Below are 15,410 nucleotides of genomic sequence, written 5' to 3' on the forward strand. Positions count from 1 at the left end.
GTCGACCGCCGCCGGGGGGCGTCCGGCGGCGGCCTCGTCGCGGGCGAGGGCGAGCCGGTCGGTGAAGTCACGGGCGTCCAGGCGGTGGCCGGTGAGGGTGATCCGGTAGCCGCGGCCGTCGGTCAGCAGGACGGGCGGTGCGTCCGGGTCGGCCTCGGTGAAGCGGCGCCGCAGCAGTCCGGCGAGGTTGCGGACCTGGCGGGTGGCGGTGGCCGGCGGCTGCTCGTCCCAGACGGCGTCCACCAGCCGGCTGACCGGGACGGAGCTGTCCGCGTTGAGCAGCAGGGCGGCCAGCAGCCGTTCCTGGCGGGAGCCTTCGGAGGGGACGCGTCGGCCGTCGCCGGTCCACACCTCCAGCGAGCCGAGGATCCTGAACTCCAAGCGGTCCCTCCCGGGGGCTGCGGAGGCCGGGGACGGCCGCCGCCGTGATGGATGAGCGCGTGTGGTGACGAACTGATGATCAGATCATGCCAGTTGTGTGCGTTCGGTTGAGAACTTTCTTGTGCACCGGCCGAAACGAGCCGGTCACACAGTGAGAGACACTGAACTCAGGAGCAGTTGATGAACCGTCTGAAGAAGGCCGTCGCCACCGCGACCGCCGTCGCCGCGGCCGCCCTGATCCCGCTCACCGCGGCCCCGGCCTCCGCCGCCACCGGGCCGGCCACCCACCTCGGGATGACCTGGTCCGCCGTCTCCTACGGCCCGGAGGGCACCGTCCAGGTCGGCGGCCCCGGCGGCAGCCCGAGCAACGCCTACAGCGGCGACACCGCGCCGTCCGTCTCGCTGCCCGTGCTCTGCCTCAACGTCGACGGCAGCCCCGCCCCGGACGGCCTCACCATCGCCTTCCACAACGGCTGGGCGCAGGGCACCGTCGCCCTCAGCCAGCCGGTCAAGGGCGCCCGCCTGAACAGCCGGGCCGCCGCCGACAGCATCTGCCAGGCCTCCTTCGGGGCCGCCTGGCGCGAGGCCGAGTTCCACGACGGCCGCTACGGGCCCGACCTGTCGCTGGGCGGCGGCTGGACCTTCTGGGCCTACGGCAACATCCCCAACAACACCCGCTTCTGGACGGCCATCAACGACCAGCCGGCCAACCCCTGGAACTGACCGGCCCGCACGACCGGACCGGGACCGCCGGCGCGCCCGCCCCCGGGCACGTCGTCCCGGAGCAGAACTGGACCCTGAAGACCAGTCGGCTCGCCCTGCACGGCGCGGCCTTCCACGGCGTCTACGACGTGAGGACCCCGACCGGCAGCAAGCGCGTCCTGAAGTTCGTGGTCGACAGCGTCGACATCGACAACCTCGACATGTCGACCCTGCAGGGCAACGGGGTGACCTTCCACGTCCAGGGCGCCCCGGGCTCCACCTCGACGATGCGCGGCGGCGCGGTCACCATGTACGTGGAGCGGCTGTCCGGTCACCTCTCCAAGGTGCTCGGCCTGCCGATCCCGATCGACCTGGGCGAGATCACCCTCACTCCGGACACCCTGCCGCGCTGGCTGTACGACCTGATCGGCTCCATCCCGATCCCGCTGGACCTGGAGCTGACCGGCGTCACCGCCAAGCAGGCCGGCCAGTTCGGCGGCACCCTGCACATCCCGGGGATGCACCTGTTCAACGACGACGCCCCCTACAGCAACGAGTAGCGGGTGACGTACGACGCCCGTGGGGCGGCCCTCCCGGAGGAGGACCGCCCCACGGGCGTTCGGGCCTGACGGGTGCTCACTCGCTCCGGGTGCCCAGGTGGTGCACCTGCACCATGTTGGTGGTGCCGGGGATGCCGACCGGGACACCGGCGGTGACGATGACGGTCTCGCCCTCGCCGAGCCGGCCCATCCGCAGCAGCTCCCGGTCGACCTGCGCGACCATCGCGTCGGTGGTGGCCACCTGCTCGGTCACGTAGGCCTCGACGCCCCAGCTCAGCGAGAGCTGGTTGCGGGTGGCGGTGTCCGGGGTGAAGGCGATCACCGGGATCGGCGAGCGGTAGCGGGACAGCCGGCGGGCGGTGTCACCGGACTTGGTGAAGGCGACCAGGGCCTTGCCGTCCAGGAAGTCGCCCAGCTCGCACGCGGCGCGGGCGACCGAGCCGCCCTGGGTGCGCGGCTTGCGGCCCGGGTTGAGCGGCTGGAGGCCCTGGGCGAGCAGCTCCCCCTCGGCCGTCTCGCAGATCCGGGCCATGGTGCGGACGGTCTCGACCGGGTACTTGCCGACGCTCGACTCGGCGGACAGCATGACCGCGTCGGCGCCGTCCAGGATGGCGTTGGCGACGTCGGAGACCTCGGCGCGGGTCGGGCGCGAGGCGTGGATCATCGACTCCATCATCTGGGTGGCGACGATGACCGGCTTGGCGTTGCGGCGGGCCAGGGTGACCAGCTGCTTCTGGACCAGCGGCACCCGCTCCAGCGGGTACTCCACGGCCAGGTCGCCGCGGGCGACCATGATGGCGTCGAAGGCGAGGACGATCTCCTCCATGGCCTCGACGGCCTGCGGCTTCTCGATCTTGGCGATGACCGGCACGCGGATGCCGACCTCGTCCATGACCTCGTGGACGTCCTTGATGTCGTCCGCGTTGCGGACGAAGGACAGGGCGATCATGTCGACGCCCAGGCGCAGCGCGAAGCGCAGGTCGTCCTTGTCCTTCTCGGACAGGGCGGGCACGTTCACGGCCGCGCCGGGCAGGTTGATGCCCTTGTTGTTCGAGAGCACGCCGCCCTCGACCACCACGGTCCTCACCCGCGGGCCGTCGACGCTGACGACCTCTAGGGCGATGACGCCGTCGTTGATCAGGATCGGGTCGCCGGGCTTCACGTCGCCGGGCAGGCCCTTGTAGGTGGTGCCGCAGATGTGCTGGTCACCGGGGACGTCCTCGGTGGTGATGGTGAACTCGTCGCCGTTGTCGACGGTCACCGGGCCGTTGGCGAAGGTCGCCAGACGGATCTTGGGACCCTGGAGGTCGGCCAGGACGCCGATGGCCTTGCCGGTGTCCTCCGAGACCTGGCGGACCTTGCGGTACCGCTCCTCGTGGTCCGCGTGGTTGCCGTGGCTCATGTTCAGTCGGGCGACGTTCATGCCCGCCTCGACGATGGCCTTCAGCTGTTCGTAGGAGTCCGTCGCCGGACCCAGGGTGCAGACAATTTTCGCTCGGCGCATATGGATCAGTCTATCCGTTCGTGTTATAGGTGCATTCGGCACGCACCGGGAGGAATCGCCGACGAAAAATTCCGAGGAGTGAGACGGATCCGTGTCAGTCCTCGGACTCCCGGCGTTCCCGGTGCACCAGCGCGAAGGCCTGTCGGGCGATCTCCAGCTCCTCGTCGGTGGGCACCACGGCGACCTTCACCCGGGCGTACTCGGGCGAGATGATCCGCGCCTCGCCGGACCGCACCGAGTTCAGTTCCGGGTCGACGGCGATGCCCAGTTCCTCCAGTCCCGCGGTGGCCGCCGCGCGCACCGGCGCCGCGTTCTCCCCGACGCCGGCGGTGAACGCGATCGCGTCCACCCGGCCGAGCACCGCGTAGTAGCCGCCGATGTACTTGCGCAGCCGGTGGACGTACGCGTCGAACGCCAGCTTCGCGTCCTCGTCCCCCTCGTCGGCCCGGCGCATGATCCCGCGCATGTCGTTCTCGCCGCACAGCCCGCGCAGGCCGCTGCGGCGGTTGAGCAGGTCGTCGATCTCGTCCACGGACAGCCCGCCGACCCGGTGCAGGTGGAACACCACGCCGGCGTCGATGTCCCCCGAGCGGGTGCCCATGACCAGGCCCTCCAGCGGGGTCAGGCCCATCGAGGTGTCCAGGCAGCGGCCGCCGCCGACGGCCGAGGCGGAGGCGCCGTTGCCCAGGTGCAGCACGATCACGTTGACCTCGGCCGGGTCCTTGCCGAGCAGCCGGGCGGTGGCCCGCGAGACGTACTGGTGCGAGGTGCCGTGGAAGCCGTAGCGGCGCACCCGGTGCTCGTCGGCGACGGCCCGGTCGATCGCGTACCGGGCCGAGTACTCGGGCATCGAGGCGTGGAAGGCGGTGTCGAAGACGGCCACCTGGGGGAGGTCGGGGCGCAGCGCGCGGGCCACCTCGATGCCGGTGATGTTGGCCGGGTTGTGCAGCGGGGCGACGGGGATCAGCCGGCGGATCTCCTTGACCACGTCGTCGGTGATCACGGTCGGCTCGGTGAACCGCAGCCCGCCGTGCACCACTCGGTGGCCGATCGCGGCCAGCTCGGGGGAGTCCAGCCCGAGGCCGTCGGCGGCCAGCTCCTCGGCGACGGCCTTGAGCGCGGAGGCGTGGTCCGGGAAGGCCTGGAGGGTCTCGCGCGGGCCGCCGGTGCGCGGGGTGTGCACCAGGCGCCCGCCGGCCTCGCCGATCCGCTCGACCAGCCCGGCGGCGAGCTTGGCCCCGTCCAGCATGTCGATCAGCTGGTACTTCACCGACGAGGAGCCGGCGTTCAGGACCAGGACGCGGGTTCCGTCGCTCATGCGGTGGCCTCCTTGTGGTCCTGCGACTGGATCGCGGTGATCGCGACGGTGTTGACGATGTCCTGCACCAGCGCCCCGCGGGAGAGGTCGTTGACGGGCTTGCGCAGCCCCTGGAGCACCGGTCCGACCGCGACGGCCCCGGCCGAGCGCTGGACCGCCTTGTAGGTGTTGTTGCCGGTGTTGAGGTCCGGGAAGATCAGCACGGTGGCCCGCCCGGCCACCGGGGAGCCCGGCAGCTTGGTGGCCGCGACGCGGGCGTCCACCGCCGCGTCGTACTGGATCGGCCCCTCGACCAGGATGTCCGGCCGCAGCTCGCGGACCAGCTCGGTGGCCTTGCGGACCTTGTCGACGTCCGCGCCGGAGCCGGAGGTGCCGGTCGAGTACGAGAGCATCGCGACCCGCGGCTCCACCCCGAACTGGGCAGCGGTGGCGGCCGCCTGGATGGCGATGTCGGCCAGCTGCTGGGCGTCCGGGTCGGGGTTGACGGCGCAGTCGCCGTACACCAGCACCTTGTCGGCCAGGCACATGAAGAAGACCGAGGAGACGATCGACGCGCCCGGCGAGGTCTTGATCACCTCGAAGGCGGGCCGGATGGTGGCGGCGGTGGAGTGCACCGCGCCGGAGACCATGCCGTCCGCGATGCCCTCCTGGACCATCAGGGTGCCGAAGTACGAGACGTCGGTGACGACGTCCAGGGCCAGCTCGACGGTCATCCCCTTGTGGGCGCGCAGCTTCGCGTACAGCTCGGCGAACTGGCGGCGCAGCGGGCTGGTGGCCGGGTCGACGATCCGCACCTGGGCGCGGTCGGCGGCCGGGTCCTCCTGCGGCAGTTCGATGCTCAGGCTCGCGGCCTTGCGGCGCACCGCGTCCACGTCGCCGAGCAGGGTGAGGTCGCAGATGTTGCGGCGCAGCAGGATCTCGGCCGCGCGCAGGACCCGCTCCTCGGTGCCCTCGGGCAGGACGACGTGCCGGCGGGTGCCCCGGGCGCGTTCCAGCAGCTCGTGCTCGAACATCATCGGGGTGACCCGCTCGGACCGGCGGACCTCGATCAGGTTGGTCAACTCGGCCGTGTCGACGTGCAGTTCGAACAGGCCGAGGGCGATCTCGGCCTTCCGGGGGCTGGCCGAGGTGAGCTTGCCCTCCAGGTGGGTCAGATGGGCGGCGGTGGGCCAGCTGCCCTCCGGGACGACCGCGACCGGGGTGCCGGGGGCGAGCCGGGCGGCCAGCGCCATCACGTTGGGGCCCGGGTGCTGGCCGAGCGTCAGCAGCACGCCGGCGATCGGCGGGGCGCCGGCGGCGTGCGCGGCCAGTGAGCCGATCACCAGGTCGGCGCGGTCCCCGGGGGTGACCACCAGGGCGCCCTCGGTCAGCGCGTCCAGGAAGGTGGGCAGCATGGCGCCGCCGAAGACGTAGCCGCGCACGTCCCGGGCGAGCCCGGCGGCGTCCCCGAGCAGCACCTCGGCGCCGGTCGCCTCGACCAGTTGCGCGACGGTGGGCGCGGCCAGGGCCGGCTCCTCCGGGATGACGTAGGCGGGGATCGGAAGCTTCTCGGTGAGGGTGCGCTGGATCCGCTGCTTGGCGCCGGGGGCGACCCGGTTGGCGACCATCGCCAGGGTCTGGCAGCCGAGGTCGGTGTACGCGCGGTGGGCGTTGCGCACCTCGGCGATCACGGTCTCGGCGTCCTCGCCGTGCCCGCCGACCACCGGCAGCACGGCGGCGCCGAACTCGTTGGCCAGGCGGGCGTTGAAGGCCAGCTCGTCCGGGATGCTGGTGTCGGCGAAGTCGGTGCCGAGCACCAGCACCGCCTGGCAGTGCCGCTCCATCGCGTGGAAGCGGTCGACCAGGGCGGAGACCAGCTCGTCCTGCCCCTGGGCGGCCTGGAGCGCGGCGGCCTCCTCGTAGGTGAGGCCGTACAGCTCGGTGCCCGGCAGGTCGATCCGGTAGCGGCCGCGCAGCAGCTCGACCACGTGGTCGGTGCCCGGTTGCCCGGGGTCGGCGGCGTGCACCAGGGGGCGGAACACCCCGACCCGGTCCACTTGGCGGGTGAGCAGTTCCATGACCCCGAGTTCGACCGCCTGCCGGCCGTCCCCCCGGTCGATGCCGGTCACGTACACGCTGCGCGCCACGTGGGTGTCTCCGTCCCGTCGTCTCGGAAAGTGGTCATATCGACCATACCTTCGCACCCCGAACGGCCGTCCGCGAGCAGAGCGGCGGGGTTCGGGCAAGGGGCGGAGGTCCCGCCCGGGTGCCCGGCGGCGCGGGCACCCGGGAAGGGGTTCAGCGTGCCGGGCGGAGCCAGACGGTGGCGAGCGGGGGGAGGACCAGTTCGGCGGACCGCGGCTGGCCGTCCCACTCCACCGGCTCGGCCTTGACCGGGTGGGAGTTGCCGACGCCGCTGCCGCCGTACTCCTCGGCGTCGGTGTTCAGTGCCTCCTCCCACAGCTGCTCGCGGCCCGCCAACCGGGGCAGGCCGACCCGGTGGCCGTGCCGGACGACCGGCGAGAAGTTGCAGACCGCGACCAGCGGCGAGCCGTCGGCCGCGTACCGGACGAAGGAGAGCAGGTTGTCCTCGGCGGCGCCGCCGTCGAGCCAGCGGAAGCCGTCCGGGACGGTGTCCAGCTCCCACAGTGCCGGGGTGTCGAGGTAGCACCGGTTGAGGTCGCGGACGAGGCGGCGCACCCCGAGGTGGTCCGCGTGGGCCGGCCACTGCTCGTCGAGCACCCACCACTGCGGGCCCTGCTCGTGGTCCCACTCCGCGCCCTGGGCGAACTCCTGCCCCATGAACAGCAGTTGCTTGCCGGGGTGGGACCACATGAAGCCCAGGTAGGCGCGGTGGTTGGCGCGCTGCTGCCACCAGTCGCCGGGCATCTTGGAGACCAGCGCCTGCTTGCCGTGCACCACCTCGTCGTGCGAGATCGGCAGGACGTAGTTCTCCGAGTAGGCGTACACCATCGAGAAGGTGATCTCGTTGTGGTGGTACTTGCGGTGCACCGGCTCCTTGGACATGTAGACCAGCGAGTCGTGCATCCAGCCCATGTTCCACTTCAGTCCGAAGCCGAGGCCGCCGGCGTCGGTGGGGCGGGTGACGCCGTCCCAGGCGGTGGACTCCTCGGCGATGGTGATCACGCCCGGGCAGCGCCGGTAGACGGTGGCGTTCATCTCCTGGAGGAAGGCGGCCGCGTCCAGGTTCTCCCGGCCGCCGTGCCGGTTGGGCGTCCAGTCGCCGCCCTCGCGGGAGTAGTCCAGGTAGAGCATCGAGGCGACGGCGTCCACCCGCAGGCCGTCGATGTGGAACTCCTCGCACCAGTAGACCGCGTTGGCGACGAGGAAGTTGCGCACCTCCTTGCGGCCGTAGTCGAACTCCAGCGTCCCCCAGTCCGGGTGCTCGGCGCGCAGCGGGTCGGCGGGCTCGTACAGCGGCTCGCCGTCGAAGCGGGCGAGCGCGAAGTCGTCCTTGGGGAAGTGCGCGGGCACCCAGTCGACGATCACGCCGATGCCGTGCCGGTGCAGGGTGTCCACCAGGTGGCGGAAGTCGTCGGGGCCGCCGAGCCGGGCGGTGGGGGCGTAGTAGCCGGACACCTGGTAGCCCCAGGAGCCGCCGAAGGGGTGCTCCATCACCGGCATGAACTCCACGTGGGTGAAGTTCAACTCCTTGAGGTAGCCGGGGAGTTCCTCGGCGATGGCGCGGTAGGTGGTGAGCTCCGGGCGCCAGGACGGCAGGTGCAGCTCGTACACCGACATCGGCGCCCGGTGGTGCGCTGCGCGGGCCCGGCGGCCCATCCACTCGCCGTCCTGCCAGGCGTAGTCGGAGGAGGTGACCACCGAGGCGGTGCCGGGCGGGCACTGGGCGGCCCGGGCCAGCGGGTCGGCCTTGTCCAGCACCCAGCCCTGCCGGGTGTGCACCTCGTACTTGTAGGTGGCGCCCTCGGCCAGGCCGGGGACGAACAGCTCCCAGATCCCGGAGGAGCCGAGCGAGCGCATCGGGTGCCCGGTGCCGTCCCAGTGGTTGAAGCCGCCGATCAGCCGCACCCCGACGGCGTTCGGCGCCCAGACCGCGAAGGCGGTGCCCGTCACCCCGTCGACGGTGCGCACGTGCGAGCCGAGCGCCCGCCACAGCTGCTCGTGCCGGCCCTCGGAGATCAGGTGCAGGTCGAGCTCGCCGAGGGTGGGCGGGGTGCGGTAGCCGTCGTGCTGGCGCTGCGGCTCGCCGCCGGGGTACGTCACCAGCAGGGTGTATTCGGGCGGTTCCCCGCCGGCCACCAGTCCGGTGAACAACCCGCCCTGCTGGTGGGTGAGTTCGGCCGGTCCGTGGGTGGTCTCGACGACCACCCGCTCGGCGAACGGGCGCAGCACCCGGATCGCCGTGCCGCCGTGCACCGGGTGGGCGCCGAGCAGTGCGTGCGGGTCGTGGTGCTGCCCGCCCACCAGCCGGTCGACCTCGGCCGGTGGCAGCGGTGCCTCGGGCAGCCGCAGCGTCCCGGTGGGGGCGGGGTGTTCGGCGCCCAGGGGCGGCCGGGCCGCGGGCGGGTCGGCGGGCTGGACGGCGGGCGGGGGCTCCGAGCCGATGCCGGCGCCCCCCTCCTCGGCCGCCCGGTGCGCCGTGTGCTCGTGGCCGGCGCGTCCTTCGGCCGCCCGCCCTTCGGCTGGGAGCGGTCCGGCCAGGAAGGTGGCCGGTACGGGGCGGGTGGGGCGGCCGGTCGGGTCGATCGGCGTCACGGCGGGGTCCTCCTGCGACGGGGGTGGGCGAACTCCTGCGGGCGGGACAGGTAGCGGGGGTCAGACGGACAGGGCGAGCCGGCTGATCGCGGCCAGCGGGATCGGCAGCCAGCTCGGCCGGTGCCGGGCCTCGTACACCACCTCGTACACCGCCTTGTCGATCTCCAGGGCCCGCATCAGCTCCGGCGAGGCGGCCGGGTCGGCGCCGCCGCCGGCGGTGTAGCCGGCGCAGTAGGCGGTGCGGTTGCGCTGGGCCCAGGCGGCGGCCAGGTGGGCCAGTTCGGGGTCGACCGGGCCGCCGGCCAGCAGGTGGGCGGCCGCGTAGTCGAAGGAGCGCAGCATCGCGGCGACGTCGCGCAGCGCGGGCTGCGGTTCGCGGCGCTCGTTGACCGACTTGGCCGGCTCGCCCTCGAAGTCGAGCAGCACCCAGCCGTGCGGGGTGCGCATCGCCTGTCCGAGGTGGAGGTCGCCGTGGATGCGCTGGACCGGCAGGCCGTCCGGGTGGGCGTCGGCGAGCTGCTGGAAGGCGGTGCGCAGTGCGGCCCGGAAGCGCAGCAGCCCGGGGACGGCGGCGACGGCGCTGTCCAGCCGGTCGGCCATCGCGCCGGCCAGCCGGCCGGTCTGGGTGCGGTCGAGCCGGGCGACCGGCATCGAGCGGGCGAGCACCCGGTGCACCTCGGCGGTGGCCCGGCCGAGCCGGTGCGCCTCGATGGCGAAGTTGCCGGGGGAGCGGTCGCCCTTGAGCCGGCCGACCTGGTCGAGGGCGAGTTCCCAGCCGTCCTCGGCGTCCGGCAGGTAGCGCTGCAGCAGCCCGAGGGTGGCGGGTTCGGCGCGTTCCATCCGGCTCTCGAACCAGGCGGCGACCCGGGGGATGCGGGTGGAGCCGGCCCGGGAGAGGGCGAGCGAGAGTTCGAGGTCGGGGTTGGTGCCGGGGTGGATGCGGCGGAACAGCTTGAGGATGTACGAGGTGCCGTAGATGACCGAGCTGTTGGACTGCTCGGCGGTGGAGGCGCGGCCGGGGAGGTTGGCGGGCAGTCCGGAGCCGGGGGTGCGGCGGAAGGACAGCGCGCCGAAGCGGTCGCCGGTGGCCAGGTGTTCGAGCAGTCGCCCGGTGAGTTCCGGGTCGTGCACCGCGTCGTAGAGGGTCGCGCCGTCGTACGGGCCCTGGCTGAGCCGGCCGAGCACGGCGCCGGGCCCGATGTCCCCGATCCCGCCGGAGCGGATGCCGAGCAGCAGCTGGTAGATGTCGCCGTGCGGGGCGCCGGCCGTGGTGGCGTGCTCGACCCGCAGCAGCAGGTGCAGCAGGGCGGGGTCGCCGACCTGTAGCGGGGTGCCGACCACCGGGGTGAGGCCGGTGATGGGGCGCCCCTTGCCGGCGTACCAGCGCTGGGTGGGCAGCCACGCGGCGATCAGCGGCAGGGCCGCCTGGACGAGTTCGCTGACGCCCAGGGCGGTTCTCCGGACTCCGGCGCCCCGGGTGCCCGCCGTGGTGGCGGGCCCGGCGGGGGCGTCGTCCTGGAGGTCGGCTTGAGAACGGGAGGTTTCGGACATGGCTCCCTTTCCCCGGAAGCACGCGGACTGCCCGACGGGTCGTGGCCGGGTCCGTCAGTCTTCCGGATTGCGGCGGCGCGGCGGTCGCGGCACGCGAGCACGGCTCGGGTGTCACGCCTTCGTGTGGGTGGCCGTTGGGCTGTTCTCCGTACGCGGTGGTGCAGAGAACTCCGGGGGCGCGGGGGTTTCAACTCGCGCCCCCGGAGGGTCTGGTGGTGCTGTCCGTGCTGGTGTGCGGCGTGCGACGGATCGTTACTTCGACCGCCTGGTCCCGCTCAGGCGCGGGGGCTGCCGGAGCTGGAACCAGTAGAAGCCGTGTCCGGCGAGGGTGAGCAGGTAGGGCCACTCGCCGATCGACGGGAAGCGCACCCCGCCGATCAGCTCGACCGGGTACCGCCCGCCGTACTGCCGCAGGTCCAGCTCGGTCGGCTGCGCGAACCGCGAGAAGTTGTTCACGCACATGACCAGGTCCCCCTCGTGCTCGCGCACGAAGGCCAGCACGGCGGGGTTGCTGGAGGGCAGTTCGGCGTAGCTTCCGAGGCCGAACGCCGGATTGAGCTTGCGGATCTCGATCATGCGACGCGTCCAGTGCAGCAGCGAACTCGAACTGCTCTGCTGCGCTTCGACGTTGGTCACCTGATAGCCGTACACCGGGTCCATGATGGGCGGCAGACTGAGCCTGCCCGGGTCGGCGGAGGAGAAACCCGCGTTGCGGTCCGGGGTCCACTGCATCGGGGTGCGCACGCCGTCCCGGTCGCCGAGCCAGATGTTGTCGCCCATGCCGATCTCGTCGCCGTAGTAGAGCACCGGGGAGCCGGGCAGCGAGAGCAGCAGGGCGGTGAACAGCTCGATCTGGTTGCGGTCGTTCTCCAGCAGCGGGGCGAGCCGGCGGCGGATGCCCACGTTGGCGCGCATCCGCGGGTCCTTGGCGTACTCCGCGTACATGTAGTCGCGCTCCTCGTCGGTGACCATCTCCAGGGTCAGCTCGTCGTGGTTGCGCAGGAAGATGCCCCACTGGCAGCCGCCGGGGATCCGCGGGGTCTTGGCGAGGATCTCCGACACCGGGTAGCGCGACTCCCGGCGCACCGCCATGAAGATCCGCGGCATCACCGGGAAGTGGAACGCCATGTGGCACTCGTCGCCGCCCGAGGCGAAGTCGCCGAAGTAGTCGACGACGTCCTCCGGCCACTGGTTGGCCTCGGCGAGCAGCACGGTGTCCGGGTAGTTGGCGTCGATCTCCTTGCGGACCCGCTGGAGGAACTCGTGGGTCTCCGGCAGGTTCTCGCAGTTGGTGCCCTCGCGGGCGAACAGGTAGGGCACCGCGTCCAGCCGGAAGCCGTCGATGCCGAGGTCGAGCCAGAACCGCAGCCCGGCGATCATCTCGTCCTGGACCCGGGGGTTGTCGTAGTTGAGGTCCGGCTGGTGCGAGAAGAAGCGGTGCCAGAAGTACTGCTTGCGGACCGGGTCGTAGGTCCAGTTGGAGGTCTCGGTGTCGACGAAGATGATCCGGGCGTCCGGGTACTGCTTGTCGTCGTCGGCCCACATGTAGAAGTCGCCGTACGGCCCGTCGGGGTCGGACCGGGAAGCCTGGAACCACGGGTGCTGGTCGCTGGTGTGGTTCATGACGAAGTCGATGACGATGCGCATGCCGCGGGCGTGGGCGGCGTCGACGAACTCCATGAAGTCGGCCAGGTCGCCGAACTCCGGCAGCACCGACGTGTAGTCGGACACGTCGTACCCGCCGTCGCGCAGCGGCGAGGCGAAGAACGGGGGGAGCCAGAGGCAGTCGATCCCGAGCCACTGGAGGTAGTCGAGCTTGGCCGTGAGCCCCTTGAGGTCCCCGACCCCGTCGCCGTTGCTGTCCTGGAAGGACCGCACCAGCACCTCGTAGAAGACCGCACGCTTGAACCACTCGGGGTCGAGCTTCTTCTTCGAGGTCTCGGGGAAGGTGTCGGGGACGGGCTCGTTCACTGTCACGCTGGGTTCCTCCGAACCGTGAGGAGGTGAGCCGGCTCGGCTGAGGGATCGAGCCGGACGTAGTTGTGCCGGCCCCAGGTGTAGACGGCGCCGGTGAGCTCGTCGTGCACCGCGTACGGGCCGTCGCCGTCCAGTACGACGGTGGCCTCCTGGACGTGGTGCGGGTCGAGGTTCACCACGGTGATGACCTGGTCGGTGAGCCCCTCGGGGGTGGTCGCGGTCTTGGAGTAGGCGAGCACCTGGTCGTTGTCGGTGGGGTGGAAGCGCAGGTCGCGCAGCTGCTGGAGGGCGGGGTGGCGGCGGCGCAGCCGGTTCAGCACGGTCAGCAGCGGGGCCAGGGTGTCGGTGCGGTTCCAGTCGCGCGGGCGCAGCTCGTACTTCTCCGAGTGCAGGTACTCCTCGGAGCCCGGGTGGGCCGGCTCGTTCTCGTACAGCTCGTAGCCGGCGTAGACGCCGTAGCTGGGGGAGAGGGTGGCGGCGAGCACCGCGCGGACGGCGAAGGCGGCCCGGCCGCCGTGCTGGAGGTACGCGTGCAGGATGTCCGGGGTGTTGGTGAAGAAGTTGGGCCGCATGTAGGCGGCGGCGTCGCCGCTGAGTTCGGTGAGGTACTCGGTGAGTTCCGGTTTGGTGGTGCGCCAGGTGAAGTACGTGTACGACTGGTGGAATCCGATCTTCGCCAGGGTGTGCATCATCGCGGGGCGGGTGAAGGCCTCCGCCAGGAACACCACGTCCGGGTCGGTCCGGGCGACGTCGGAGAGCACCCTCTCCCAGAACACCACCGGTTTGGTGTGGGGGTTGTCCACCCGGAAGATCCGGATGCCGTGGGACATCCAGAAACGGAGGATCCGGATGGTTTCCTTGACGATTCCATCCATGTCCTGGTCGAAGTTGATCGGATAGATGTCCTGGTACTTCTTCGGCGGATTCTCGGCGTACGCGATGGTGCCGTCCGTGCGGTGGCTGAACCATTCCGGATGCTTGTTCACCCAGGGGTGGTCGGGGGAGCACTGGAGGGCGAAGTCCAGCGCCACCTCCAGGTGCAGCGAGCGCGCCTCGGCGACGAAGTGGTCGAAGTCCTCGATGGTGCCGAGGTCCGGGTGGACGGCGTCGTGGCCGCCTTCGGGGGAGCCGATCGCCCAGGGCGAGCCCACGTCGTGCGGACCGGCCGTCAGGGTGTTGTCCGGGCCCTTGCGGAAGGCTCGGCCGATCGGGTGGACGGGCGGCAGGTAGACCACGTCGAAGCCCATCGCGGCGACGGCCGGCAGCCGCTCGGCGGCGGACCGCAGGTTGCCCGGGCGCGGCGGCTCGACGCCGGCCGGGTCCACCACGGCGCCCTCCGAACGGGGGAAGAACTCGTACCAGGAGCCGAACAGCGCGCGCTCGCGGTCCACCTGGAGCGGCAGCGGGCGGGAGGCGCTGAGCAGCTCGCGCAGCGGGTGGCGGGCCAGCACGTCGAGCACCTCGGGGGCGAGGGCGGCGGCCAGCCGGGACAGCGGCGGCAGGGACGGGTCGCGCAGCACGTCGGCGGCGGCCAGGACGTCGGCCCGGCCCTCCTTCTTGGGCACCCCGGCCGCGGCCTGTTCCAGCAGCCGGGCGCCCTCCTCCAGGACCAGCGCGGTGTCGATCCCGGCGGGCAGCTTCACCGAGGCGGTCCTGCGCCAGGTGGCGAGCGGGTCGCTCCACGCCTCCACCAGGTACGACCAGCGGCCGGGCGCGGTCGGGGTGACGTACGCCCCCCAGCGGTCGGTGCCCTCGGCCAGCTCGCGCATCGGCGTCCACGGCCCGCTGCGCCCGCGGGGGTCGCGCAGCACCACGTTGGCGTTGACGGCGTCGTGGCCCTCGCGGAAGACGGTCGCGGTGACCAGGAAGGTCTCGCCGACGACGGCCTTGGCCGGGCGGCGGCCGGCGTCGACGAGGGGACTGACGTCCAGGACGGGGATGCGGCCGATCACGGTGTCGCTCTCTGTCGTCTTGCGGGCGGAGGGCTTGCGGGCGGCGGCCTTCCGAGCGGGGGCCCCGGTGGCCGGGGCCTTGGCGGGGGCGGCCTCGGCGGCCGTCTTCGGAGCCGTGGCCTTCGGAGCGGCGGTCTTCGGGGCGGTGGCGGTGGTGCGGCGCGTGGTGGTGCGCCTGCGGGGGGCCGCCGCCCGGTCCTCCTCGGCCCCGGGGTGCCGGGGTGCCGAAGAGGCTTGGGATTCGGAGGATCCGGCACGGACCGCCTCCGAGGTCCTCGGCGCCGGCATCGCCGGATCTGTCCGAGTGTCAGAATCCATCCGTCCGGCGGATTCCGCGACCGCTGCGTCGAGGCCTTCGGCCAGCGGTGTGGACTGGTCCCGCGTGTCGCCGTGCATGCCAAGCTCCTGCCCGAGATCGGCGGCAGCTCCCCGCGGGCCGGGGGCGGCCCGGGGGAGTACCGGAGGACTGCTGGGTGGGGAGGACGTGCGACCGGAAGCCTGCCCGCGCCGCTGTTCCCGGCAACCTGCCCGGCGCCCGCCGGGCCGCCGGCGGGACGCCCCGGAGCCCGTGTGCGTCCCGGCGCACGCCTGCGCGGGGCACGTCCTGGCCGACCCGGTCCACCCGTGAACGAGCGGGCCGGGGGCGAGGACACGCGTCCGTGCGCGGCGAGCGCCGAATGGGCTAAGAAGGGCGGGAACGGTCAACGCGAAAAGGATTCGGACGTGCTGCTTCGCGGGGGACGCCACCC

10 protein-coding genes are annotated in these 15,410 nt (G+C 72.3%); 2 read left to right on the forward strand and 8 right to left on the reverse strand.

The window, feature by feature from the left end:
- Nucleotides 1–381, reverse strand: a 381-nt coding sequence (locus AB0E96_RS08455) for a winged helix-turn-helix domain-containing protein (RefSeq protein ID WP_359820170.1), incomplete at its 3' end; no start/stop codon positions are given.
- 180 nt (nucleotides 382–561) lie between these two features.
- Between AB0E96_RS08455 and AB0E96_RS08460 the strand changes: the two genes are divergently transcribed.
- Both AB0E96_RS08460 and AB0E96_RS08465 read left to right on the forward strand, forming a co-directional pair.
- Nucleotides 562–1,104, forward strand: a complete 543-nt coding sequence (locus AB0E96_RS08460; protein ID WP_359820173.1) for a hypothetical protein — start codon at nucleotides 562–564, stop codon at nucleotides 1,102–1,104.
- A gap of 128 nt (nucleotides 1,105–1,232) precedes the next feature.
- Nucleotides 1,233–1,643 carry a hypothetical protein gene (locus tag AB0E96_RS08465; protein WP_359820175.1) on the forward strand — a complete coding sequence of 137 codons (411 nt, stop codon included), beginning with the start codon at nucleotides 1,233–1,235 and terminating at the stop codon, nucleotides 1,641–1,643.
- 76 nt (nucleotides 1,644–1,719) lie between these two features.
- Here AB0E96_RS08465 and pyk read toward each other — a convergent pair whose 3' ends face one another.
- From pyk to AB0E96_RS08500, 7 genes are all read right to left on the reverse strand, one after another.
- Nucleotides 1,720–3,147: a pyruvate kinase gene (gene pyk, locus AB0E96_RS08470; RefSeq protein WP_359820177.1), complete on the reverse strand. Its 1,428-nt coding sequence runs from the start codon at nucleotides 3,145–3,147 to the stop codon at nucleotides 1,720–1,722.
- A 94-nt stretch (nucleotides 3,148–3,241) separates the two neighbouring features.
- The gene (locus tag AB0E96_RS08475; RefSeq protein ID WP_359820180.1) at nucleotides 3,242–4,465 is read right to left on the reverse strand and encodes an acetate kinase; all 1,224 of its coding nucleotides are present in this window, start codon (nucleotides 4,463–4,465) and stop codon (nucleotides 3,242–3,244) included.
- Nucleotides 4,462–6,591 (reverse strand): phosphate acetyltransferase, encoded by a 2,130-nt coding sequence (gene pta / locus AB0E96_RS08480; RefSeq protein WP_359820182.1) that lies wholly within the window; start codon nucleotides 6,589–6,591, stop codon nucleotides 4,462–4,464. Before pta ends, AB0E96_RS08475 begins: the two co-directional genes overlap by 4 nt.
- 151 nt (nucleotides 6,592–6,742) lie before the next feature.
- Nucleotides 6,743–8,971 carry a 1,4-alpha-glucan branching enzyme gene (gene glgB, locus AB0E96_RS08485; RefSeq protein WP_359820226.1) on the reverse strand — a complete coding sequence of 743 codons (2,229 nt, stop codon included), beginning with the start codon at nucleotides 8,969–8,971 and terminating at the stop codon, nucleotides 6,743–6,745.
- 270 nt (nucleotides 8,972–9,241) lie between these two features.
- Entirely contained in the window at nucleotides 9,242–10,732 is a 1,491-nt protein-coding gene (locus AB0E96_RS08490) for a maltokinase (RefSeq protein WP_359820185.1), read from the reverse strand.
- A 252-nt stretch (nucleotides 10,733–10,984) separates the two neighbouring features.
- Nucleotides 10,985–12,709, reverse strand: coding sequence for a maltose alpha-D-glucosyltransferase (gene treS, locus AB0E96_RS08495; RefSeq protein ID WP_355262322.1), 1,725 nt, complete (start codon nucleotides 12,707–12,709; stop codon nucleotides 10,985–10,987).
- Complete coding sequence (locus AB0E96_RS08500) at nucleotides 12,706–14,661, reverse strand: alpha-1,4-glucan--maltose-1-phosphate maltosyltransferase (RefSeq protein WP_359820228.1); 1,956 nt, start codon at nucleotides 14,659–14,661, stop codon at nucleotides 12,706–12,708. Before AB0E96_RS08500 ends, treS begins: the two co-directional genes overlap by 4 nt.
- Nucleotides 14,662–15,410: the final 749 nt, after the last annotated feature.

The sequence above is a fragment of the Kitasatospora sp. NPDC036755 genome (genome assembly GCF_040636595.1).
Classification (GTDB): domain Bacteria; phylum Actinomycetota; class Actinomycetes; order Streptomycetales; family Streptomycetaceae; genus Kitasatospora.